Below are 24,301 nucleotides of genomic sequence, written 5' to 3'. Positions count from 1 at the left end.
TGGGTGTCTGGGCCCCCATCAGGCCGCGACGAACTGCCGCGGGCTGCTCTGCCCAGCCACCAGCGAGGCGCTACTGGCGGGCAGCACCTCACCGACAGGGGGAGGACTCACCATCCTCCGGCGGTGGCGTGGTGCGGACGCCGTTTACGGACCGTACTCAGTCCAGCACGCATTGTCCACAGCTCAGCAGGGCTGTCTCACACTACTGACCGGTCACTGAGCGGGAAGCGGATCATCAGTGAGGTCCGACGGCCGCGGGCTAGCATCAGGCGGTGACCTTGCGGCTCTACAACTCACTCGGGCGCCGAATCGAAGACTTCGAGCCGGCCACGGACAACGTTGTGAAGCTCTACAGCTGTGGCCCGACGGTCTACAGCTTCGCGCATATCGGCAACCTGCGTGCGTACACGTTTGCCGACACTCTGCGCCGGGCCCTGCTGTGGAAGGGCTGGCAGGTCGAGCACGTCATCAACATCACCGATGTCGGCCACGCAGTGGCCGAAGCAGAACTCGGTGACGACAAGATCGAACTCGCGGCGGCTCGCGAGCGCAGGTCGGTCGAAGAGATCGCCGAGATGTACACCGAGGCGTTCTTCGCCGATCTCGACGCGCTCAACATCCTGCCTGCGCACCACTATCCCCGGGCGACGCAGTACGTCGACGCGATGATCGTGTTCGCGGAGCGCCTGGTGGATCGCGGCTTCGCCTACGAGATCCCGTCGGGCCTCTATTTCGACACCTCGAAGGATCCCGGGTACGGCCGGCTCGGTCTGGTCGACGTCGGCGGACAACTCGAGGGAGCTCGGGTCGAGCAGGTTCCCGGCCGTCGGGCCAAGACCGACTTCGCGCTCTGGCGTGCGGAGGCGCCGGGCCAGATCCGCGCCATGCGATGGAACTCGCCGTGGGGCTGGGGCGCGCCGGGATGGCACCTCGAGTGCTCGGTGATGAGCATGAAGTTCCTCGGGGAGCACTTCGACATCCACACCGGCGGAGTCGACCACCGGCAGTTGCATCACGTGAACGAGATTGCCCAGAGCGAGGCCTATCTGGGCGACGGCCGGCCGTGGGTGCGGTTCTGGCTGCACGGCGAATTCCTGCAGCTCGGCGCGGCGAAGATGGCGAAATCGGCGGGCCCTGTGCTGACCGTTCAGGAATTGCAGAAGCAAGGCTTCCACCCGCTCGCGTACCGGATGTTCCTGCTCGGTGGCCACTACCGCGCCCAGTTGGAATTCACCATGGATGGACTGGCCGCCGCGCAGGCAACGCTCCGCCGGCTGATCCGCCGTACGGCGGCGCTCGGGCGACTGCCGTCCGTCGGCACTCTCGAGGAAGCTCGCGCCCTGGCGAGCGACGACTCGGCCGCAGTCGCGGTGATCGACCAGCTCGATCAAGCGATCAGCGCGGACCTCAACACGCCTCGGGTGCTTGCGGTACTGCAGGAATCGTTGCGGGATGCGGTTCTGTCCGAGCACGGTCAGCGGGTGGTCACGGCCGCCAGTGGCGCCGTACTCGGACTGCCGTTCGATCGCCTCGAACCGGCCGACGTCGAGCCGGCGGCCGAGCAGTTCTCGCAGTCAGATCAAGCAATTGTCGACAAGTTGATCGCTGAACGCGAGGCAGCCCGTACGGCCCGGGACTGGGCTCGTGCGGACGCCTTACGCGCTGAGCTGAGCGAGCTCGGCGTTCAGCTCACCGACACACCGACCGGCCCGGTCTGGAGCAGAACCACCTCTTGACCGCGGTTGCGCCAAACTCAACGCACTATCTGACCAGTTGCTCCAGGACCGCAGCCGCGACCGCCGCGTCGGCCGCGCCGATGCCGGTCAGATCGGCGACCGACCGGCGCGTCCGGTCCACCCCGTCGCGGAGTACGGCGCCAACCGCGAGGTCGACGTCGTCAGTCACAACTCCGGCCCGGACCGCGTTCCCGAAGTCGCCGTGGTCGAGGCACTGGGCGTGGTCGTCGGTGGCAACCAGGGCACCCGCGAACACCTCGACCGGCAACTCGCCCTTGCCCGGCATGTCGGTGCCCACCCCGGTCACGTGGATCGCGGACCGGAACAGCTCCGCCGGCAACGGCTCACGGGCTGCGGTGGTCGCGATCACGCACGCCGTACCACCGAGCGCATCGGGCTGAGCGTCCAAACCATCCGCAACGAAGGCCGCACACAAGCTCTCCACGGCCTCGGGTCGGCGACCCCACACCCGCACCTTGCGCAGTGGTCGCAGCTCCCGCAACCACTGCACTTGCAGCCGGGCTTGCTCGCCGGTCCCGAGTACGGCGACCTCGTCCACGTCGGCCGGGGTCATCGCGTCGGTGATCAGCGCGCCGGCTGCCGCCGTACGCCAAGCCGTCAACATGCCCTCGTCAGCCAGCACCGCGGCCGGCGCACCCGTGGTCGCGTCGACGACGAGCATCAACCCGTTGTTCACCGAGGCGAAGGTGCTCGCGATCTTCACCACGAAGTACGGCGACCCGTCCACGTACCCGGCCTTCACGTGACAGTCGCCGGCGTGGTCCGGGAACTCCAGCACCATCGGCGCCGGCACCGACGTACGCCCCTCGGCGTGGGCGATCAACGCGTCCCGGACCGCGCCGAAGACCACGTCAGGCGTGGCGACCCGAGCGATCGCGTCGAGACCGATCACCGGCAGCGTCATCAGCGCTTCTCCAACCAGGCCGCCCAGACGTCGAGAGCCTCCGCGGGATCACGGCGCCCGAGGCCGACCCGGAAGCGGTCGGTCGGGGTCTCCGTCAGCGCGGAGCCGTAGATGCTCGACGGCAGCAGCAGTACGCCGGCCTGGTCGACGAGCTCGGCGCACATCGCCTCGACGCCGTCGGTACCGAGGTAGCGCGGAAAGCAGACGCAGCCGCCATCCGGCGGGGTGAACTCGAAGAGCTCGGGATACCTCGCGAAGAAGCGGCCGAAGACGGGAAGGTTCTCCGCGACGATCCGGCGGTTGCGGTCCAGCAGGTTCTCGCGTGCGCGGAGGGCGATCAATGCCAGCACCTCGCTCGGCGCGGAGTTGCAGATCGTCGTGTAGTGCTTGGCCCGCTCGAGCTTGTCGAGGACGGCGCGGTCCCGGCAGGCAATCCACCCGATCCGCAGGCCGGGCAGTCCGTACGCCTTCGACATCACGTTGAGGGAGAGCGCCGTACCCGAGAGGTCTGTTGCTTGAGGCAACGATGGGACCTCGAGCTCGAGGCCGCGGTACACCTCGTCGCTGAAGAGCGTGATCCCACGTTCGTCGCAGAGCTGCACCAACCGGTGCCAACTGTCGAGTGACGGGACGGCGCCGGTCGGGTTGTTCGGGAAGTTGACCGACACCATCCGGGTGTTCGGCCGGAGGACGCGCTCGATCGCGTCGACGTCCAGCGCCCAGTCGTCCTCGGGCCGCAACGCGACGCCGGTCACCTCGCACACGGACAGCGGGATCGTCTCGGCCGCCTGGTAGTTCGGCGTCAGTACGACGACATGGTCCGACGGCTCGAGCAACGTTCGCATCGCGAGGTAGATCGCTTCCTCGGCGCCGGCGAAACACAGGATGTCCTGGGGCTCGGCGTCCGAGTACGTCGCCGCGATCTCGGCCCGCAACGCGGGGAGACCCCGCGTCTCGGTGTAGCCGAGAGCCAGCGACTCCCACCGCTCCCGGCCGTCGTCGTCGGCCAGCGCGAGCAACTCCGACATCGGCAGCGTCTGCGCGTCCGAGGCGGTCAGGTGATAGCGGGCGCTGAACTCCCAGCGCGCGAAGTAGGTCTCCAACCGGAAGTCAGGCAGGGTCGGCATTCGGCTCCTTCCGGTTCTGGGCGAGCAGTTGATAGAGCGCGGACCGGGAGATCCGCAGGGCGTGGGCAACGGCCGGCACGGACCGGCGCTGGCTGAGTACACCGGCCGCGTCCAGCCGCCCGAGCAACTCCAGGCGGTCGGTCCGGCTCAACCGCTCGACAGTCACCCCGTGCTCCCGGACGTAATCGGCCACGATCTCATTGAGGGTCTCGGACCAGTCGTGCTCGAACAGCACCCGCGGCTGCCCCGCGACCGGCGCGGCGAACGCGGCCAGCAGCCGGCTCGCCTCCTCGAAGGCGGTCCGGTCGACGTTCACGCACAGCACGTACGCCGGTTTGCCGTCGTCGGCCCGGATTACGGCGCTGACGCTGGACAGCCGGCGACCGTCGGGCAGCGTCTTCGGGTAGGGGCCGTAGACGTCCGCGCCGCTCGCGCTCAGCTCATCCAGTTCGCCGAGCAGCGAGGGATCGCCCGGCTCCCGCCCGGACCGCGGGTTCCAGATCGCGGCGATCTCGTCGGTGGCCGGGTCATGCAGCACGACCTCGGCGTGGGGGGACAGCAGTCGCGCGAGCGCCTCGCCGATCGGGGTCAGTTGCTCCGGTGTCACGCTGAGACAATAGGTCCAGCTTGGACAATTTGTCCAGAGTCGCTGCGCTGCGCGCGCTTGAGGCCGTAGAGCAGCAGGCCGATGGAGATCGATCCGACGATGACGTACGTGATCCAGCCGCCGATGCCGTCCCAGGTGGTGTGCAGGGCGACGGCCACCGCGTACATGCCGAGGAAGAAGGCGAGGTGCCGACCGGACGGCGCGGTCACGAACCGCCACAGCCCCCAGCAGGTCAGCCCGGTCCAAGCGGCGTGTCCGGCCGGTGACAGCAGGCCGCGGATGAACAGCGTCTGCTCGGCGGCCCCGACATTCCCGTTCGACTCGAGCAGGGCGACGAACGCATAGCCCATCGTCTCCAGTACCGCGAACCCGGTGCCGACCGCGACGCCGATGACGATGCCGCGGCCGATCGAGGTCCGGTACCGGGTCCCGAAGAACACCACCAGGATCACCGGCACGATCAGCTTGGCGGCCTCCTCGATCAGCCCGACCCCGACCAACGGCAGGGTGCCCAGCCGCCGCATCGCCTTGTACTCGAGCAGACCTGCGACGGCCACGCCGACCACGCCACCGAACAGGAGGCAGCCACCGAGGGTCGGGCCGTCGATCAGCCAGCGCCCGGACCGGCCGTCCGCGAACGTGACGAACGTCAGCGGTACGACCATCGCGCCGAGCAGGATCAGGGTCGGGAACAGGTTCGGGTTTCCGGTGTCGGTGAGGACGGCGAGCACGCCCAGGTACAGCCCCCCGCCGATCAGTAACGTGCCCAGCCAAGCCCACCTGCGTACGACTCTTGGGGTCATTACCCGATGGTGCCGGTTGGTGGGTGGTTGCGCCATGTCGCAGGGACGGCAGTCCGGGAGTCAAAGGCCCCATGACCTGCCGCGCCGAAGGCGCGGCAATAGGTATGGCGTGGTTGCGCCATGTCGCAGGGACGGCAGTCATGGACAGGGCTCAGCCCCGTGACCTGGTTGCAGACTCTCTCGGAAGAAGAGGTGTGCCTGCCCCCAACCTCTCGAAGGAGAACTATGTCCCCCTACCGGATCACCGCCGCCACCCTTGCGGCGATGCTCACCCTCGGCGTGGTGACGGCCAACCCGGCCACCGCCGCGACGCCGAGGGCCGGGAACACCACTGTCAAGACCACCACGGTCACGCTGATCACCGGCGATGTCGTCGATGTGACCGACGCCGGCGCCGGCAAGAAGGCGGCCACCGTCCGTCCCGCCGCGGGTCGCGAGGGCGTCTCGTTCCACACGATCGAGGCCGACGGCGGACTCCGCGTCCTGCCGAGTGACGCAGTACCGTACATCTCCACCGGCGTCCTGGACGTCGACCTGTTCGACGTCGACGAACTGATCGCCGACGGGTACGGCGACTCCGCCGCGCGGCAGCTCCCACTGATCGTCAAGGACGGCGCAGGCTTCCGCGGTTCGCAGGCCCTGGCTGGTACAACGACCACCCGTCAGCTCCCGTCGATCGGTGGCCGGGCCGTGGACGCGGCCAAGGATCAGCTGCCCGAGCTGTGGAAGTCACTGAAGCCGGCCACAGGTGCGCGGTCGCTGAACAGCGGGATCACCAAGATCTGGCTGGACGGCAAGGTGCGCCCGGTGCTGGACAAGAGCGTGCCGCAGATCGGTGCACCCGACGCGTGGAAAGCCGGCTACGAGGGCTCCGGCGTCGAGGTCGCCGTACTGGATACCGGCGTCGACGCGACACACCCGGACCTGGCCGGCAAGGTCAAGGAGAGCCAGGACTTCTCCGGCAGTCCGAGTGGCACCGTGGATCACTTCGGCCACGGTACGCACGTCGCCGCGACCATCGCGGGCACGGGAGCCGGCGCGGGAGGGACCCGGAAGGGCGTCGCACCGAAGGCCGACCTGCTCGTCGGCAAGGTGCTCGGCGACGACGGGTACGGCTACGACTCGTGGATCATCGCCGGGATGGAGTGGGCCGCGGCCGAGGGTGCGAAGGTCGTCAACATGAGCCTCGGCGGTGAGGCGACCGACGGCACCGACCCACTGAGCCAGGCGGTCAACGACATCACGGCGCAGACCGGCACGCTGTTCGTCGTCGCGGCCGGTAACGAGGGCCAGGACGAGACGGTCGGTACGCCGGGCGCCGCAGCGTCCGCGTTGACGGTCGGCGCCGTGGACCGGAACGACGGTCCGGCCGACTTCTCCAGCCGTGGACCGCGGCTCGGGGACGCCGGCCTCAAGCCGGAGATCACCGCGCCGGGTGTGGGCATCATCGCCGCCCGGGCCGCCGGCACGATCATGGGTGACCCGGTGGACAACCTCTACACGGCCGCCTCGGGTACGTCGATGGCCACGCCACACGTGGCCGGAGCCGCGGCGTTGCTCGCCCAGCAGCACCCGGACTGGAAGGCCGACCAGCTCAAGAACGCGCTGGTCAGCACGGCGAAGACCCAGCCGAACCAGACCGTCTACCAGCAGGGCGCGGGCCGGGTCGACCTGACCCGGGCGGTCGCGCAGAAGGTGTTCGCCACCGGGGTCGCGGACTTCGGCCTGCAGACCGCGGCCGACGCGTCGAGCCGCACGATCACCTACCGCAATCTGGGTGCCGCCCCGATCACGTTGAGCCTGTCCGTCGCCGTCACCAACCTGGACGCGGGCAAGCCGGAAACCGACGCGTTCGCTGTCCCGGCGACTGTCACGGTCCCGGCCGGCGGCAGCATCGACGTACCCGTGAACCTGACCGCGACCAAGCTCGACCGCGGCCTGCACAGCGGCTGGATCGTTGCCACCGGCCCCGATGGGATCGTCACCCACACCGCGGTCGGCGCCCTCCGGTCCGGCCCGAAGCACAAGGTCACGCTGCGCGCCGTCGGCCTCGACGGGCAGCCCACCGGCGTCCCGGTCGTCTCGCTGTACGGCGACAACTCGCGATCGGACGTACTCGCCTGGATCCCGGACGGGTCGAGCTACACCGCCGAGGTCGAGGAAGGCACGTACCTGCTGCACTCGCTGGTGGAGAACAGCGACCCGCAGGACGAGCAGGTGAGCCTGTTCACCGACCCGAACATCGCGGTCATCCAGGACATCGAGGTGGTCATCGACGCCCGCAAGGCGGTGCCGATCACGATCGAGACGCCCAAGCCGTCCGAGCAGCAGGCGGTGCTCAGCTACTACGTGCACCGCGAGTACGGGAACGGCCGGTCCATCAGCCACGGCGTGATGCACTTCAGCACGGTCAAGCAGGTGAACGTGACCCCGACCAAGCCGGTCAAGGACGGCAGCTTCGAGTTCTCGTCCCGCTGGCAACTGGTCGCGCCGATGGTCCAGGCGTCGGTATCGGGGGTGACCGGGCCGCTCGACATCAACCTGCTGCACCAGTCGCCGTCGTACGAAGGGAAGAAACGCTTCCGGCTCGTCTCGTCGCTGCAGGACGCGAAGGGCGCCCTCGTGGTGCTGGACTCCGACGACGAGCAGGCGCAGATCGAGGCGGCCGCCAAGGCAGGTGCCGCGGCCGTGATCCTGATCCGGCCGGCGGACTGGTCGGCGTGGACGGTCTGGCGCCCGACGGGGGACCGGGAGCCGATCCCGGCCATGGTCACCACGTTCAAGGACGGTCACAAGCTGGTCGATCGCGCCGCCAAGAGCCGGGCCACCATCGACCTGACCCTGACCACGTCCAGCCCGTACCTGTACGACGTACAGCAGGTCTCGACCGGGTTCATCCCGAGCAAGATCGACTACAAGGTGACGCCGGCGAACAGCGCGCGGATCACCACCCGGTACGCCGACAACGGCGGCTTCGACTGGGCCAAGGAACAGCGGTTCGGGTGGCGGCCGTGGCAGGAGTACTCGTGGAACGACGCGCAGCGGTTCGTGCAGACGCCGAAGGTCCGGGAGGAGTGGGTCACGTCCGGTGACTCGCTCTGGCAGCACCGGGTGCACCACCTGTACACCTGGGACGACATGAACCCGTTGGCCGGTGGGATGACCACACTGCCGCGGAGCTACCAGACGGGCGCGTCGGACGAGACGTGGTTCGGTCCCGTCGTACGCCCGGCTGCCGCGCCGGGTGTGGTGTCGACCCGGACCGGTGATCGGTTGTCGCTGCGGATCCCGTCGTTCGTGGACGCGGCCGGCCACTACACGGTCGGCGGGACGACGTCGTCCTCGGCGGTGCTGTCACGCAACGGCTCGGTCGTCGCCGAGTTGCCGGATGCGTGGGAGGACGTGATCACGTCGAGCGATGACGCGTCGTACAAGCTGGATCTCTCGACCGAGCGGATCGATCCGGACGGCGAGTGGAACTGGGGGACTCGCACGCAGACGTCGTGGGAGTTCGGATCGAAGAAGCAGGCGGACGACAAGGCCGTCCCGCTGTCGCTCCTGCAGGTCGGCTACTCCGCGCCGACCGACCTGACCGGTCGAGTCGCCGCCCGGGCGCAGGCGATCGGGTTCACGGTCGATCAGCAGGAAGGTGCTCCGGCCGCACGATCGACGACGCTGCAGGCTTCGGTGTCGTTCGACGAAGGCAAGACCTGGCAGCGCGTTACCGCGGTCGGTGCCCTCGGCCACTATGTGGCTCTGGTTCCGGCCGGGCGGTCGGGTGGCACCGTCTCGCTCAAGGTGAGCGCCGGCGACAACACCGGCGCGAAGGTCACCCAGACAGTGATCCGCGCGTACGGCATCGGCTGACCACCGCGTTGCGTCCGAAGATCCGAGGGCTACAGCCCACAGTTCTTCGGACGCAACGGTCAGAGCCAGCCGCGTTTGGCGGCTTGGTAGGCCAGTCCGGTGCGGGTGTCGACGCCGGCCAGGGCCATCATCCGATCGAGCCGACGCTGGACCGTACGGCGGCTGATGCCCAGCTGGGATGCGATCGACTTGTCCGGTACGCCGGCTACCAGCAAGGAGAGGAGGAATCGCTCGGAGTCGTCCAGGCCTTCGGCCACCAGAGTGTCGTCCGGCCGCAATCGCACCGGCGTCGCCTGCTCCCAGTGGCTCTCGAAGAGCGCGAGCAGTGCGTCCAGCAGCTGGCCGCGGCTGATCACCGCGGCCGTCGGTTCGCCGATGCTCATCTCGTCGTCGCGAACGAGCGGACAGATCGCGGTCGACCGGTCCACGATCGCCAGCCGGACCGGGAGAGTCGGCAGGGTGCGGGCCTCCTCACCCCAGCCGACGCCCTCGGCGATCGTGTCGAGTTCGCCGGGGGTCTCGAGCAGCGCCCGCTCGTAGATCGCGCGATACCGGACGCCGCGGGACAGCGCGCCGTACTCCTCGGTATTGTCGGCGCCCTCCATCGCCAGCGGGTTGGCCCGGCAGAACCAGAGGATCTCCTCGCGGGCGGATTCCTGCAGGTCGCGCAGCCGCTCGCGGAGCGTGGCCGCCCCGACGATCACCTCGACCAGGTGGTGCGCGTCCCGGCGGCTCGCGCTCGCGCGGAACTCCTCGCTCAGCGCCGCCACCGTCTTCCGGGCCGCCTCGAGTGACTCCTGCCGGCGGAGCAGCGTCATACCGAGGGCCACGTCGGGCGGCAGCGCCCGGAACACCGGTTCGTCGGCCGGCTGGACCGCGACCAGCCCTTTGGCCTGCAGGCGTTGCAGCACCTCGGCCGCCTCGTGCTGCGGCAGCTCGGCGACCTCGGCCAGGTCCGCGGCCTTGGCGGCGGACAGACCGACGAGCAGCCGGTAGGCCTGTTCCTCACGGGCATCAAGCAACGAGCCGTCGTGCATCGACCCCACCTCCGGGCACCACCTAAGCAGGGTTTCCAGCGGTGGCACGAGGGCTTTCTCAATGACACACCAAGGCCACGGCATGCCTGTGCCATCACGGACCTGCCGAGGCACCGTCACTTCCGGTCAGAACGTTCGCGGAACTCGCCGCCCCCTGACCGGGACGGTGGGGTGGGACCGAGATGAGCACAGCGCCACCGCCCTTGAAGGAAGAACCAATGATGAGTCTGACCGACTATGCCGGAATCGCCGGCCTGATCGCCGCGGCCGGCGTCGGCGTCTGGATGCTCCGGAACGGCCGTACTCCCAGCGCCGCGGGCCGGCACCGGGGCAGCCCTACTCTGCGGCTACCGCGGCCGAGTCACCCCGAGCGGGCTTCGCGCGCAGATAGGTGAGGCCGCCGTACGTGTACATCGACACGCCGAGCGCGGCCATCGCCACGATCACGACCCACGGCCACGGCGCCGGCACGTAGAGGGCGAGGAACCACGACTTGGTGTCGTCGTTCCCGGTCAGCAGGAAGATCGCCGGTACGACGGCCTGCGGGAACAACGGGATCGCGGCGAACCCCAGGCAGAAGCCGGCCGTGGCACGACGCCAGCGCGGGAGCTTCTCGAGGTTGGACCGCTTGATCTCCCCGATCACGGATCGGCCGTGCCTGAGCAGCATGAGCAACTCCGGACCCCGGCGATCGAGCCGTCGTGCCGCCAGCCGGCCGAAGTACCACCACGCCAGTACGCCGGACAAGACACCGATCGGCACGCCCCACCACGACCAGGCGAGTGCGGCGACGAGCGCCGGACCCGCGGTCAGCGACACCAGCACGAGCATCAGGTAGACGATGCCCATCGTCTCGCCCTCGTTCTCGCCGGCGTTGAGAGGATTGCCGGACCGTTTGTGCGCGTCGGTCGTCGGTACGGCGGCGTACACCGAGCAGGCGACGACCAGACCGGCCGCGCCACCGAGGATGGCCGGCAGCACGCTGAGCACGAGCGGCCAGGCACTGGCGTAGCCCGACCACCAGGTCAGCAGCAGAGTGATCAGCAGGGTGGGCGGACCGAAGACAAGAAGGAACGCGCGCTGCCGTGCCCGCACATCGGGCCGGGCCGAGCCCGGAATCATCAGCGTGGTCCACAGCGCCGTACCGTCCGAGCCGTACAGGTTGGAGCACATCGAACCTGCCATCACGACGCCGGCCGGACCGGCCCACGGCAGCATGGCCTTCCAGCCGATCGCGAGTGGCATCAGGCAGAAGAAGAGCCCGTAGCTGATCGCGAAGACGGCCCGGTGACCGTAGAGCAGGTCCCGTGTCCAGGACCGCACCTCTTTGGCCGCAGCCGCGTCACGTGCGTTGGTCGCGCTGAGCAGCCGCCGGGGTTTGCTGCCCGCACGGCTACTCGTCGTACGTCGGACCAGCAGGGCGGACCAGGCCACCAGCATCACGGTGCCGAGTAACAGCAGACCCGCAAGTGCCACCAGCGCTCGGGGCCAATCGTTGCGCCCCGCCGCCTCGACGGCCACCAGACCCCAGCCGGACGGCGCAATGCGAGCGGCGCTCGCCATGGTGCCCTGCACATCGGTGGACACGAAGGCGACGATCAACGCCCACCCCTGGGCGGTGAAGGCCAGGATGAACGCGTTGACCAGCGCCGCGATGACCGCACCCGACCGGACTTGCAGGAGTACGCCGTACACGGCGACGGCGAGCCGGGACGCCAGGACGAAGCAGAACAGTTGGAGTAGGAGCGCGGGTACGGCGATGATCGCTGCCGCGACACTCAACTGCGCACCGACGACCAGCAGACTGAGTAGGGCGAGCAGGCTGATGACCGGCGCGACGCCGGCCAGCGCGGCGGTCAGAAGGCCGGTGGCCAGCGTGCGCGGCGGGAGCGGCAGCATGCTGAAGTACTCCGGCTTGAGCGTCTCGTCACCACCGCCCGCGAACATCGGCCCGATGATCCAGCCCAGCATCCACACCGCGAGCGCGACGGCCAGGATGTCGTTGTCGCGGCCCGCGACCCAGACGGTGCCGCCGGCGAGCACGAGGCCGACGAATCCACCCCCGACGATCCAGGTCAGCCGGTTCTGGTCCTTGAGCGCGTGCCGGAACGCGGCCAGCCGCATCCGGACCAGCGTGTGCGACGTGGCATAGGTCAGGCCGACAGCCACGACAACCCCTCCGCGCCCCGGGTGGACGCTCCGACCAGCGCCACGAACGCGTCCTCCAGGCTGCCGCCGGCCCGCACCTCGGAAACGGTGCCTGCAGCAACTACCTTCCCGTTGGCGACGACGGCCACGCGATCACACAACTGCTCGACGAGCGCCATCACGTGACTCGACATCACCACCGAGCCGCCGCCGGCGATGAACCTGTTCAGGATGGTCCGGATCGTCGCCGCCGAGATCGGGTCGACCGCCTCGAACGGCTCGTCGAGGACGAGCAGCCGCGGCGCATGCAGCAACGCGATCGCGAGCCCGAGCTTCTTCCGCATCCCGGTCGAGTAGCCGATCACCTGCTTCTCGTCCTCGTGGTCGAGCTCGAGCACCTCGAGGAGTTCCGCCGTACGCGCCTTGACCTCGTCCTCGGGCAGGCCGCGCAACAGGCCGAGATACGTCAGCACTTCCTGACCGGTCAGCCGCTCCGGTATCCCCAGCCCGTCCGGCAGTACGCCGACCAGCGCCTTCGCCTTCGTGGGCTCCTGCCAGACGTCGGCTCCGAAGATCTTCGCCGTACCGGCATCGGGCCGCAGCAGGCCGACCGCCATCGACAACGAGGTCGTCTTGCCGGCGCCGTTCGGCCCCAGCATCCCGAAGAACGATCCCTTGGGGACCGTCAGACTGAGATTGTCGACCGCCCGCTGGTCGCCGAAGGTCTTGGTCAGCCCGATCAGCTCGAACGCGTGCTCCATACGCAGCACCCTCTCATCCACCACCGACCCCAGGCGTCACTCTCCCGACGGATCCGGCCGCTCACCTGCCGGTCGGACCACCGGTCACCCGTGCGCCGGTCCACCGATCTGTCGGTTCCGGGTGGCACGGTAGGGCGATGACGGGGATTCGGGTCGGTATTGCTCAGCCGACGATCAGTGCTGACGCACGGGTCAACGGGGAGACTGTTCGGGCGTTGATGCAGAAGGCGGCGGCCAAGCGGGCGCGGTTGGTGCAGTTTCCCGAGGGGATGCTGAGTGGGTACGCCAAGGAGCAGATCGCGGACTGGTCGCAGGTCGACTGGGGCGTCGTCCGCGCGGAGCTCGAGCAGATGATGGCGCTGGCGGCCGAGTTGCGGCTGTGGGTGGTGCTCGGGTCTGCGCACCCGCTCACGCCGCCGCACCGGCCGCACAACAGCCTGTACGTGATCTCGGACGCCGGTGAACTCGTGGATCGGTACGACAAGCGCTTCTGCTCGCACACCGAGATCAACCACTTCTATTCGCCGGGTTCCGACCCGGTCGTGTTCGACGTCGACGGGTACCGCTTCGGCTGCATGATCTGTGTCGAGGTCAACTTCCCGCATCTGTTCAGTCAGTACGAGCGTCTCGGCGTCGAGTGCCTGCTGTTGTCGGCGTACCCGGTGGACTCGATCTTCGAGCTGAAGGCCCGCGCGTACGCCGCGATCAACTGCTACTGGGTCGCGCTGTCGCTACCGGCCCAGACCCTCGACCTGATGCCGGCCGGCCTGATCACGCCGGCCGGCATCTACGCCGCCCAGGTCACCGGCCGGGCCGAGCTCGCCGTCATCACCCTCGACCGCGACGACCCGGCCCTGACCGTCCCGCTCAGGCACGCCCGCCCGTGGCGCGCCACCGCCCTGAAAGGCGACATCTACCGCACCCGAGCCGTCACCGACCCCCGCTCCACCAACCGGAGGTCGCTCTGACACCGTCAGTCGTCGGCTGACTGGAAGGCCTGGATCTCGTCGAAGTACGCGGCGCGCAGCATCATCGACGCCTGCGGCTCGCCCGCGATGTCGGCGAGCTGCGACCCGAGCAGCGCGGTCATCCCGACCTTGCCCGCGTAGACCTCGTCCTGCTCGCGCAGTTCGACGTACTTCTCCAGTGCATCGACCGCCAACCGGAACGCCGCGACCGGGTCGGCCGAATAGCTCAGCTGGGCACTGACCGCGGTGAAGAACGCTTCCGCGGCCGGCGCTTCGAGCGCCTCGGACGTCTCCACGGCGTCGGCCACCTCGTCGAGGCCGACCGGCTCACCGCTGGCCAACCGATCGCTGAGCAGATAGAGATCGACGACAGCCGACTCCCGCGCTTCCCCGGCGAACGCCGCCCGCACCCTGTTGACCGTCGCCGCGCCGACCGCGCCCGGACCGAAGTACTGCTCGACAAGTTCGTCGAGCGCCGCCTTCTGCTCCGTGGGCAGCTGCTGCGCGCGGGCCGCCTCCGCGATCGAGCCGAGCATGTCGGCGATCGCCTGCCTTTCTCCGGTCGCGATCATGCGCAGCATCCAGGCGGTCCAATGGCCGGTGGTGAGGGCTGCCGCCGACGCATCCGCGGTGAGCAGGTTGCGGAGCATCAGCTTCTGCGCCTGGCGATCGCCGCTGTCGGCGGCCGCGTAGGTGTCGGCGTCGACACCGGCCAGTTCGCCGACGTCGATGTAGATGGGCTCGTCGTCAGACATGTGTTTCCTCCCCAATCAGGGCGCGTCGCGCCCCGTCGAGCGGCTCTTCGTCGGCGCTCAACCAGCGGAGCCGACGTCGAGCCGCGTCCAGAACGGTCTTGTTGTCGCCGAACGGCAACAGGTGCTTGCGCAACTCCACCGCGGCGGCGACCAAGAGATACGAGTCGCCGAGAATGCGTTCGATGGTGCGCGACTGGGCGACGATCACCGCGGCCTTGTGCTCGCGGTCCGCCGCGTCGGCAGTGGCGTGGCGCAACTCGCCGTACGAGCGCACCATCGCTGCCACGATCGCCGCCTGCGAGGTGGACGACAGTTGGTCGACAACCGCCTCGTCGGTTGCGGCGAAGTGAGCCGCATCGTGTTCGGCGAGCGCCCGGAGGTCGTCGTCGATCGCCTGCGCGAGGTTGGCCGGCAGCCGCGTATCGTCCGCGAGCCGGTCGCGAGCGGCGCGAAGGTGTTCCTCGGTCCCGCTCGCGAGGTACCGCGAGGCCCACTCCGACCACGTGCTCGGCTCGCTCAGGTGCGGACGGCCGAGGCGCAGGTCGGCAGCGCCGTGCTGGACGAAGCATCCCCACGCGGCCGGGTGGTATCCGTCCTCGGCGAGGGTTTGGCGCGCCAGCAGCATCGCATCCGTCAGCAGGGCGTCCTTGGCGAAGTAGTACAGCAATGCCGTGAATTCGGCGGCGAGATGGTCCGGGACCATGTAGGCAGCCGCGATCGCGCCCGGTGCTCCCGTCCGGATCAGCGCCGTGACGAACCCGTGCTCCTGACCGGTCCGCAGCTGTCGACTGCGCCCGGCGAGGCAGGCGCTGAGCATGGTGAACGGCGCCGGCGCCGGTCCGATGGCCTCGAATCCACGCGCCGTGAGCCGCTTGCCAGGACCGAGCGGAAGCTCCTCGCCGATCCTGTCGGCGAGTCCGTGGCCGACGTAATGCAGCAGGTCGGCCCCGGCGCCGAGGTCGTGCAGGAGCGTCGAGGGTTCAGGCGCTCTGTGGACACTCGGTGTCATGCCCAGGTCGGTGGCAGCGGCTACGGCCATGCTCGTCTCCGCGTCGGCGTGGACGAGCGCGTCCTCCGCCCGGACGACGATTGCCGTGCCGGTCGGCCGGGCGTTCACCAGGTTGCGAGACAGCGAGAGGTTCAGGTCGCGGAGCGCCGGCGAGCGAACGATTCGCTGGCGGAGGCCGAGGTACGTCGTGCCGTCGTGGAGGATCTCGATCGGCAGTTCGCCGAGGTCCGTGCTGCTGTCCATCACCACCGCGAGCACCCGGGCGCCGTCGATGTGCGCGCGGAGCTCGGGATCGAGCGCCTGCCACATCGCCTGACAGGCCTGCACATGCCGGGGACTCGGCGGGCTCGAGGCAGGGATCGCCCGATTCGAGAGACGGTCGGTCGCCAGCCGCTGCTCGGCGATGAGGTCGCCGACCACCGCGGCCGCGTCCCGATCGAGAAGCTGGACCGCCACGCTGCCGCCGGAGAGTGAAACCAGGAGAACGGCATCCGGCACGGACTCGACGACGAGCACCCCGGTCGCTGTACTCGTCAACCGCTCGAGCAGCACAGTGATCTCGGAGTGGAACGCCGCGTCCGGCCGCCGCTCCATCGCCTGCGTGACGCTACAGAACTTGCCTTCCTCCTCTTTGAGCGCGAACACGAGATGCAGGAAGCGGACAACGGCGCGGGCGTCGGTCGTGTCCAACCGCGCCGTCTCCAGCTTCAGCCAGAGCCGGTAGACGACGTCGAGGCCCTGCCGGACATCGAGATCCGATCCGCCGGCGGTCGACTCGGCCAGCACCTCCTCGTACCGGCACGCGAGGTCCGCCAACTCCTCGATCAGGCCGCCCTCCCGCCCCAGCTGGTACTTCGTGAACGCGACGGCGTAGCGAGCTCGCAGCGCCGCCTCGACGCGCCCGCCCACGCCGATCTCCGCTGCCGACGTGAACGCCTCCAGTGCATCCTCGAGTTGTCCCAGCTTGGCGTGCTGGTTGCCCGCGTTGAATGTCAACTGGCCTCGCAGGTTGGAGATCTCGGGCTGGTCGGCGTACCCGTCGAGACGCTGCAAGCCGTCCTGCAAAACAGCCAAGGCGCGGGCCGAGTCGTCGCACCGGTCGTAGACGTCCCCGAGCCTGAGCGCGAACCGAGCCCGGAGGAGGCCCTGCCCGGCCTTGGGCGTGAACCGCTCGATCCAGCCGAGGTAGTCGTTGGCGACCTCGTCGGCCAGGTCGACGCGATGCACATCGGCAAGGAGGCCGAGGACGAGGCCGACGCTCCGCTGGAACTCGATCACGAGCTGGTCCTCGAGCCAGGCGGCAAAGACCTCGGCGTCGCTGAGCTTCGGCGGTGGATCCGGCGAGGACAAGACGGCGAGCAGCGCACGCGCCGCGGGCAGGATGACCTCGGAGCTCGGTCCGTTCGCCAGTGCCAGCCAGCGCTCCCAGGCGGCTCGCGCCGGGCCGATCGCTTCGCGAGGCTCGTCGAGTGCGACCCAGCACCTCGTCTCACCGGCGAGCAGCTCGGCAGCGGCAACCGGATCAGGCGTCGTACTGTCCAGCGCGCGAGCCTCCGCGAGCCATCGCAAAGCCTGGCGCGGACGCCCCTGCCCCATCGCCCGCTCCGCTTCGGCCCAGCGCCGGAACACCCGCTCGAGCAGCAGGCCGTCGTCATCGGGCGGCACGCCGCCGAGCCCCGGGCGCGTGCAGTACCGGTGCAGGAGCACCTCGAACGCAGCCATCTAGGACCGCCCCCAGAACGGGAAGTCCTTTCGCCGGCCGATCAGCTCGTAGCCCACGAAGTTCGCGCGCCCTGGAAACGTGTACGACGCCTCACACCGGCTGCGGACCTCGCGGTTCATCGCGACACCGGGGACCAGTCCGCCCAGCGACAGCCCCGGGATCTGAAGGGTGACCTCCAGCTCCGTTTCCCGGGTGAACTCGACGGTCACGCGCTCGGTCACACCCTTGTCGTCCGAGGTCAGATCCCACCCGATGCCCGCCGGATGCGCTCGGTGCGGTCGACGAGCGGCGTCGGTGAAGCAGAGTGCGCAGGGCTGCAAGGGCTCGAGGTAGGAGTTGGTGACCGCTTCGACGTCCACCCGGAGGTCCTCGGGGGCATCGGCGCCGCGGCCGCGGAACGTCCGGAGCCGGACGTCGATCCACGCGCCGAGCGCGAAGCACTGGTCCCGCGTGCCGAGGTCGCGCTCGGCTCCGAAGCTGAACTTTCGCCCGGACCCACCGCCCAGGCCCATCACCTTCAGCTGCACCGCCGCATGCTGCGTCCCGGCGACTTCGAGCTGGAGCTGACCGGTTCCCCCTGGCGGGACGTGGAAGGCCAGCCACTCGAGCTTGGTCGAGTGCGTGCCCAGATCGTCGACCAGTTGCACGCCGCGGAACTGTTCGAGCAGGTTGCGCAGGATCCCCCGATCGCCCGCCTTCCCGACCTCCTGCTCGTCGAGATGCTGCTCGAGCGCGGCCGCGGCCGCTTCGTCGTCCTCGTCCGCCAGGCGTTCGACGGCCGCGGCCATTCCCTCCAGCGGCACGTCGTCCAGGATGACGAATCCACCCTCACGGTCCATCGCCCCTCCCACCACGCGGACGGACCATTCTCATAGATCAACGCACGGATCGATCAGCGAGGCAAGGCGCCGGACCCGGTCCGGCCACCGGACTCACCGTGTGAGTGAACACACCCCGCGGGAATGCAAAAAGTCCCGGTCATCGACCGGGACTTTTGGTGCGCGAGGGGGGAGTTGAACCCCCACGCCCTTTCGGGCACACGGACCTGAACCGTGCGCGTCTGCCTATTCCGCCACCCGCGCGCTGGTCGCTTCGAGATCTCTCAGCGACCGGAAGGAACAGTAGCACGGGTTGTGCCGGAGCTTCACATTGCGGGTTAGGTCGAACCTCCCGATACGATCGATCGTCGTACCCGGTGTGTCCGCCTCGACCGGTGGACTTTTGGTGTACCGACCATGGAGGAGGAGGCGTGCGACCGCTGCAGCGCTTCGAGCGACGCCTGGAGGGCATTGTGAGCGGTGTCTTCGCGCGTGCGTTCAAGGGCGACGTCGAGCCGATCGAGCTGGCGGCGGCGCTCAAGCGTGAGATCGACAACACCGCGCGGATCCTGTCCCGGGACCGGCGGCTGGTGCCGAATCACTTCACCATCGAGCTCGGCCCGGGCGACTTCGAACGCCTGAACGCCTACGGCCGGACCCTCAACACCGAGCTTGCGAACGAGCTGCGCGACCACGCCGACATCCAGCGGTACACGTTCTCCGGGCCGATCGAGATCGAGCTGACCCAGCAGGACGAGCTGCCGACCGGTAAGTTCCGGGTGGTCAGTGCCACGGTCGGGACGCCGCAACGGCGGCAGCCCCAGGCCTACGAGCAGCAGCCCTACCAGCAGGAGCCCTACGTGCCGCCGAGCGACGGCCAGACGGTCATGCACAGCACCCCGCCCCCGCAGCAGCCCCCGCGCAGCGGGCACCCGCAGGTGATGCTCGAGGTGAACGGCCGGCGCCGCCCGGTCAACCCGCCCGGCGTCGTGCTCGGCCGCGGCACCGACGCGGACATCCAGATCAACGACCCCGGTGTGTCCCGGCGGCACGCGGAGATCCGGCTGATGCCGGAGGGCCCGGGCGGGATCCGGGTGGTTCTGGTCGACCTGGGCTCCACCAACGGGACCCTGGTGAACGGCCGGCGCAGTACCGAGGCCGAGCTGGTCGACGGCTCGACCGTGCGGATCGGCAACACGACGATGACGCTGCGTCTGGCGGACGAGCCGATCGCCCAGCCGCCGAGCAGCGGGTGGTGATTGAAGCTCCATGTCGGAACTGACCCTGACCCTGATCAAACTGGGGTTCCTGGCCCTGTTGTGGATGTTCGTCCTCGCGGTGCTGTCCGTGATCAGGTCCGACCTGTTCGGTGCGAAGGTGGACAGCCGGGCCGCGGCCGCCGTCGTACCGCAGAACACCCGGACGCCGAAGACCACCAAGCCGGTGAAGAAACGCAAGGGGCTGCCCGGCTCGGTGACGATCGCGGACGGCCCCCAGGCCGGTGTCGGAGCGACCCTGGTCGACGAGCCGGTGATCATCGGTCGCGGCTCGGACTGTCAGATCCGGCTGGATGACGACTACTCTTCCACCCGGCACGCGCGGCTGTTCCAGTCCGAGGGGCAGTGGTGGGTCGAGGACCTCGGCTCCACCAATGGCACGTACCTGGACGGCCAGCGGGTGACCCGCCCGGTGCCGGCCGAGATCGGCGGCTCGATCCGGATCGGCCGGACGACGCTGAACATCGCGAAGTAGGCCTGCCTCGATGACCCTGTCGCTCGACTACGCCGCACTGTCCGATGTCGGACGAGTGCGGCGCAACAACGAGGATTCGGCGTACGCCGGTCCGCACCTGCTGCTGCTCGCCGACGGGATGGGCGGTGCGGCGGCCGGTGAGGTGGCCAGCGCGGCGGCGGTCCAGGTGATCCGGCGGCTGGACACGACCGAGATCAGCGGCGACGACATGATCGAGGCGCTGGCCGGCGCGGTGCACCGGGCGAACGAGCGGCTGTCCGAGCTGGTCGAGGAGGACCCCGAACGCGAGGGGATGGGTTCGACCGTCACCGCGCTGATGTTCGACGGGCAGCGACTCGGCCTGGCGCAGCTCGGCGACTCCCGCGCGTACCGGATGCGGGACGGGCAGCTCTATCAGCTGAGCCACGACCACACGTTCGTGCAGTCGCTGGTGGACGAGGGCCGGATCTCCCAGGAAGAGGCCTTCACCCACCCGCACCGCAACCTGATCCTGCGGGTGCTGGACGGCCGGCCGGACTCCGATCCGGACTTGGAGATCCTCGACGTCCGGGCCGGCGACCGGCTGCTGCTGTGCAGCGACGGCCTGCCCGACTACGTGAGCGACGAGGTGATCTCGGCCTCGATGGCCGACGGTACGCCGGACTCCGTCGTGGTGGAGCTGATCACCCACGCCCTCGAAGCCGGGTCCAACGACAACGTCACGTGTGTCGTGGCGGACGTGGTCGAGACGGAGCCGTCGAGCGGCATCACGCCACAGCTCGTCGGCGCCGCCGCGGAGCTGGCGCAAGGCGGGACCGGCCGCCCCGAGCCGACGATCGGCGTACGCGTCGGTGAAGGCTCCGATGGCGGCGGTCACACCAGTGGGCTCGACCCGGAGGAGTTGCGGTACGCGCCACGCCCCCCGAAGCGTTTCCCCTGGCTGCGGCGGATCGCCGTACTGGTCGTCATTCTCGGCCTGATCGGTGGCGGCGCCTGGTTCGCGTACAGCTGGACGCAGAAGCAGTATTACGTCGGCACCGACGGCGACTACGTGGCGATCTTCAAGGGTGTGGAAGCCGACATCCCGGGACTGACGCTGTCGAACGTGTACGAGCGGCAGACACTGCAGGTGGACAAGCTGCCGACGTACAGCCGGGAGCAGGTGGAGGGCAACATCCAGGCCGACAACCTGGCCGGCGCGCGGACGATCGTCAGCGAGCTGCAGCGGACCGCCGACGAGTGCGCCAAGCCGAAGCCGACCCCGACGCCCAAGCCGAGCACGCCGCCGGCGTCGAAACCGCCGGCGTCCACGCCGCCCAAACCGCCGGCGACGATTCCTGCGACGCATCCGTCCACCACGCCGTCCACGACACCGAGCGCACCGGTCGACCCGGACGACTGTGACGGGGTTCGATGAGCATCGCCTCGACCTCGGTCATCCAGATCATCCCGCGCACCCGGCGTGGGGTGGAGTTGGTGCTGCTCATCATCGCGATCGGCGTCTCTGTCGCCGCGTACGTGAACATCGGCATCACCGTCCAGGACAAGGTGCCGGCCAGCACCGGGTACTACGCGGCCGGGATCAGCCTGCTCGCCGTGATCGCCCACCTCGCGCTGCGCTATCGAGCGCCGTACGCCGATCCCGTCCTGCTGCCGTGTGCCGTGCTGCTGAACGGTCTCGGCGTCGCGATGATCCACCGCATCGACCTCGGTCTGGCCGCGGTCGCCGAGGCGAACGGCCGGACCCCGAAGCCGGCCGCCGCGCCGCAGCAGATCACCTGGACCGCGGTCGGCGTCGTGCTGTTCCTCGTGGTGATCCTGGTGATCAGAGATCACCGCCGCCTGCAGGCCTTCACCTACACCGCCGGACTGGCCGGTCTGGTGCTGCTCGTACTGCCGCTGATCCCGGGCCTCGGCGTCAACCTGAACGGCGCGCGGATCTGGATCCGGCTGGCCGGCATGTCGTTCCAGCCCGGTGAGTTCGCGAAGATCTGCCTGGTCGTGTTCTTCGCCGGCTATCTGGTGGTCAAACGCGACGTACTCACGCTGGCCGGGCACAGGTTCCTCGGGCTCGACCTGCCGCGGGCGCGTGACCTCGGGCCGATCCTGATCGCCTGGTTCGTCAGCTTGGGCGTCCTGGTGTTCGAGAGTGACCTCGGGTCGTCCCTGCTGTTCTTCGGCCTGTTCCTGCTCCTGCTGTACGTGGCGACCGAGCGGGCCGGCTGGCTGATCATCGGTGGCCTGCTGTTCATCGGCGGTGCGTACTTCGCCTACGTGGCCTTCGGCCACGTGCACAAGCGGATCACCGACTGGCTGGACCCGTTCTCGATCGACGGCGGTCAGGTGGCCAACGGACTGATGGGTCAGGCCTGGGGCGGCATCCTCGGCCGCGGACTCGGCCAGGGCCGGCCGGAGATCACCCTGTACGCGAACAGCGACATGATCATCTCCTCGTTCGCCGAGGAGCTCGGCCTGACCGGGCTGATCGCGATCATCCTGATCTACACGCTGATCGTCGAGCGCGGCCTGCGAACCGCGCTCGGCTGCCGGGACGTCTTCGGCAAGCTGCTGGCGACCGGTCTGGCGATGTCGTTCGCGCTGCAGGTGTTCGTGATCGTCGGCGGTGTCACCGGGCTGATCCCGCTGACCGGTCTGGCCACTCCGTTCATGGCCCTCGGCGGTACGTCGCTGGTCGCGAACTGGGCGATCATCGCGCTGCTGCTGCGGATCAGCGACCAGGCCCGGCGGCCGCAGACCCCGGCCGCTTTCGTGTCCGACGAAACGATCGCCATGGTGGTGCAGAAGCAGTGAACTCAGCGATCCGACGACTGGCCGTGGCGGCGATCATCCTGATGCTGGCGCTGATGGCGAACTCGACGTACCTGCAGGCCTTCCGGTCCAACGAGCTGAACGGCCGCAACGACAACCGCCGGGTGCGCGACTCGCAGTTCTCGGTCAACCGGGGCCCGATCCTGATCGGGAGTACGCCGATCGCCCAGAGCAAACCGACGAACGACCGGTTCAAGTACCAGCGCTCCTACCCGGCCGGGCCGACCTACGCTCCGGCGACCGGGTTCTACTCATACCTGTTCGGCCGCAGCGGGATCGAACTGACCAGGAACTCCGAGCTGAACGGCTCCGATCCGTCGATGGCGTTCCGCCGAATCATCGACGTGATCAGCAACCGGCCACAGCAGGGCGGCAGTGTCACGCTGACCCTGAACGCGGCGGCCCAGCAGGCCGCCTACGACGGCCTGGCCGGGAAGACCGGCGCCGTGGTGGCGCTGGAGCCGAAGACCGGCCGCGTGCTCGCGATGGCGACCAGGCCGTCGTACGACCCGAATGTGCTGGCCTCGCACGATCTGAACAAGGTCGGCGCTGCCTGGAAGAAGCTGAACGCCGAGAAGGACAAGCCACTGTCCAACCGGGCGGTCCAGGAGCTCTACCCGCCTGGCTCGACGTTCAAGCTGGTCACCGCCGCCGCGGCGCTCTCGAGCGGCAAGTACACGCCGGAGACCAAAGTGAACTCGCCGGCCGAGCTGCCACTGCCGCAGACCACTGTTCCGCTGGTCAACGAGGACCTGAAGAACTGCGGCGGGAGCAACAACGCGACCCTGACGATCGCGCTGCGGTACTCCTGCAACACCGCCTTCGGCAGCGTCGGCCTGAACCTCGGCCCGGACGCGCTCCGCGAGCAGGCGGCCAAGTTCGGCTTCGGCGACCGTCCGCTGGACGAGGTGCCGGGTGTGGCCACCAGCCAGTTCCCGGGCGACCCGAACCAGCCGCAGACCGCGCAGTCCGCGATCGGCCAGTTCGACGTCCTGGCCACTCCGCTGCAGATGGCGATGGTCTCGGCGGGGATCGCGAACAAGGGCGAGGTGATGAAGCCCTACCTGGTCCAGAACGTGAAGACGGCGGACCTGAAGACAGTGTCGGAGACCAAACCGGAGACGCTGCACCAGGCGGTCACCCCGGAGGTCGCGGCCCAGTTGACCACGATGATGGTCGACGTGGTGAACAACGGCACCGGGCGGCCCGGCCAAATCAACGGCGTCCAGGTGGCCGGCAAGACCGGTACGGCGCAGACCTCGAAGGAGCGCCCGCCGTTCGCCTGGTTCACCGCCTTCGCACCGGCCAACGACCCCAAGGTCGCGGTGGCCGTGCTGATCGAGGACGCGAACATTCCCCGCAACGACATCGCCGGTGGCACCTTGGCGGCACCGATCGCCAAGAAGGTGATGGAGGCGGTGCTGGGGCAATGAGCACGATACGGAATGATGCCGTCA

The 24,301-nt window shown here is 69.0% G+C and carries 18 protein-coding genes and 1 tRNA gene; 8 read left to right on the top strand and 11 right to left on the bottom strand.

Annotated elements, in window-relative coordinates; genetic code table 11:
* The first annotated feature begins 272 nt into the window (after window positions 1–272).
* On the top strand, window positions 273–1,736 hold the full coding sequence (gene cysS, locus OG555_RS13650) for a cysteine--tRNA ligase (RefSeq protein WP_329483218.1): 1,464 nt from the start codon (window positions 273–275) through the stop codon (window positions 1,734–1,736).
* A 25-nt stretch (window positions 1,737–1,761) separates the two neighbouring features.
* Here cysS and OG555_RS13645 read toward each other — a convergent pair whose 3' ends face one another.
* Genes OG555_RS13645 through OG555_RS13630 form a run of 4 tightly spaced genes read right to left on the bottom strand, consistent with a single transcriptional unit; the run spans window position 1,762 to window position 5,198 of the window.
* Window positions 1,762–2,661, bottom strand: a complete 900-nt coding sequence (locus tag OG555_RS13645) for an ornithine cyclodeaminase family protein (RefSeq protein ID WP_329483217.1) — start codon at window positions 2,659–2,661, stop codon at window positions 1,762–1,764.
* A complete protein-coding gene (locus OG555_RS13640; RefSeq protein ID WP_329483216.1) occupies window positions 2,661–3,788 on the bottom strand; it encodes a pyridoxal phosphate-dependent aminotransferase in 1,128 nt (375 codons plus the stop codon). The genes OG555_RS13645 and OG555_RS13640 overlap by 1 nt, the downstream gene beginning before the upstream one ends.
* Window positions 3,772–4,395: a helix-turn-helix transcriptional regulator gene (locus OG555_RS13635; RefSeq protein WP_329483215.1), complete on the bottom strand. Its 624-nt coding sequence runs from the start codon at window positions 4,393–4,395 to the stop codon at window positions 3,772–3,774. The genes OG555_RS13640 and OG555_RS13635 overlap by 17 nt, the downstream gene beginning before the upstream one ends.
* Window positions 4,392–5,198, bottom strand: a complete 807-nt coding sequence (locus OG555_RS13630; protein ID WP_329483214.1) for a PrsW family intramembrane metalloprotease — start codon at window positions 5,196–5,198, stop codon at window positions 4,392–4,394. The genes OG555_RS13635 and OG555_RS13630 overlap by 4 nt, the downstream gene beginning before the upstream one ends.
* Before the next feature lie 225 nt (window positions 5,199–5,423).
* On the opposite strand from OG555_RS13630, the gene OG555_RS13625 reads away from it, so the two are divergent.
* Window positions 5,424–9,065 (top strand): S8 family serine peptidase, encoded by a 3,642-nt coding sequence (locus OG555_RS13625; protein WP_329483213.1) that lies wholly within the window; start codon window positions 5,424–5,426, stop codon window positions 9,063–9,065.
* Window positions 9,066–9,124: 59 nt separating this feature from the next.
* Here the strand turns inward: OG555_RS13625 and OG555_RS13620 are convergent, their stop codons facing one another.
* The 3 genes from OG555_RS13620 to OG555_RS13610 form a co-directional block, all read right to left on the bottom strand.
* The gene (locus tag OG555_RS13620; RefSeq protein ID WP_329483212.1) at window positions 9,125–10,102 is read right to left on the bottom strand and encodes a helix-turn-helix domain-containing protein; all 978 of its coding nucleotides are present in this window, start codon (window positions 10,100–10,102) and stop codon (window positions 9,125–9,127) included.
* 336 nt (window positions 10,103–10,438) lie between these two features.
* Entirely contained in the window at window positions 10,439–12,271 is a 1,833-nt protein-coding gene (locus OG555_RS13615) for a hypothetical protein (protein WP_329483211.1), read from the bottom strand.
* On the bottom strand, window positions 12,256–13,011 hold the full coding sequence (locus tag OG555_RS13610) for an ABC transporter ATP-binding protein (RefSeq protein WP_329483210.1): 756 nt from the start codon (window positions 13,009–13,011) through the stop codon (window positions 12,256–12,258). Before OG555_RS13610 ends, OG555_RS13615 begins: the two co-directional genes overlap by 16 nt.
* A 137-nt stretch (window positions 13,012–13,148) precedes the next feature.
* On the opposite strand from OG555_RS13610, the gene OG555_RS13605 reads away from it, so the two are divergent.
* Window positions 13,149–13,979: a carbon-nitrogen hydrolase family protein gene (locus OG555_RS13605; protein ID WP_329483209.1), complete on the top strand. Its 831-nt coding sequence runs from the start codon at window positions 13,149–13,151 to the stop codon at window positions 13,977–13,979.
* A 5-nt stretch (window positions 13,980–13,984) separates the two neighbouring features.
* Here the strand turns inward: OG555_RS13605 and OG555_RS13600 are convergent, their stop codons facing one another.
* From OG555_RS13600 to OG555_RS13585, 4 genes are all read right to left on the bottom strand, one after another.
* A complete protein-coding gene (locus tag OG555_RS13600; RefSeq protein ID WP_329483208.1) occupies window positions 13,985–14,734 on the bottom strand; it encodes a hypothetical protein in 750 nt (249 codons plus the stop codon).
* Complete coding sequence (locus OG555_RS13595; RefSeq protein WP_329483207.1) at window positions 14,727–17,465, bottom strand: CHAT domain-containing protein; 2,739 nt, start codon at window positions 17,463–17,465, stop codon at window positions 14,727–14,729. Before OG555_RS13595 ends, OG555_RS13600 begins: the two co-directional genes overlap by 8 nt.
* Window positions 17,466–18,305, bottom strand: a complete 840-nt coding sequence (locus OG555_RS13590) for a hypothetical protein (RefSeq protein ID WP_329483206.1) — start codon at window positions 18,303–18,305, stop codon at window positions 17,466–17,468.
* Between the two features lie 156 nt (window positions 18,306–18,461).
* Window positions 18,462–18,548, bottom strand: a tRNA-Leu gene (locus OG555_RS13585).
* Between the two features lie 167 nt (window positions 18,549–18,715).
* Here OG555_RS13585 and OG555_RS13580 point away from each other — a divergent pair.
* Genes OG555_RS13580 through OG555_RS13560 form a run of 5 tightly spaced genes read left to right on the top strand, consistent with a single transcriptional unit; the run spans window position 18,716 to window position 24,277 of the window.
* Window positions 18,716–19,543, top strand: coding sequence for a DUF3662 and FHA domain-containing protein (locus tag OG555_RS13580; RefSeq protein ID WP_329483205.1), 828 nt, complete (start codon window positions 18,716–18,718; stop codon window positions 19,541–19,543).
* A gap of 10 nt (window positions 19,544–19,553) precedes the next feature.
* Window positions 19,554–20,036, top strand: a complete 483-nt coding sequence (locus OG555_RS13575) for an FHA domain-containing protein FhaB/FipA (RefSeq protein ID WP_328524923.1) — start codon at window positions 19,554–19,556, stop codon at window positions 20,034–20,036.
* Between the two features lie 10 nt (window positions 20,037–20,046).
* Window positions 20,047–21,432 carry a PP2C family protein-serine/threonine phosphatase gene (locus OG555_RS13570; RefSeq protein WP_329483204.1) on the top strand — a complete coding sequence of 462 codons (1,386 nt, stop codon included), beginning with the start codon at window positions 20,047–20,049 and terminating at the stop codon, window positions 21,430–21,432.
* Window positions 21,429–22,826, top strand: coding sequence for an FtsW/RodA/SpoVE family cell cycle protein (locus OG555_RS13565; RefSeq protein ID WP_329483202.1), 1,398 nt, complete (start codon window positions 21,429–21,431; stop codon window positions 22,824–22,826). Before OG555_RS13570 ends, OG555_RS13565 begins: the two co-directional genes overlap by 4 nt.
* Window positions 22,823–24,277, top strand: coding sequence for a peptidoglycan D,D-transpeptidase FtsI family protein (locus OG555_RS13560; protein ID WP_329483201.1), 1,455 nt, complete (start codon window positions 22,823–22,825; stop codon window positions 24,275–24,277). Before OG555_RS13565 ends, OG555_RS13560 begins: the two co-directional genes overlap by 4 nt.
* Window positions 24,278–24,301 lie beyond the last annotated feature (24 nt).

Origin of the sequence: Kribbella sp. NBC_01484, from assembly GCF_036227145.1 — a bacterium.
Taxonomy (GTDB): Bacteria; Actinomycetota; Actinomycetes; order Propionibacteriales; family Kribbellaceae; genus Kribbella.
This window is presented reverse-complemented; position numbering and strand designations above follow the sequence as displayed.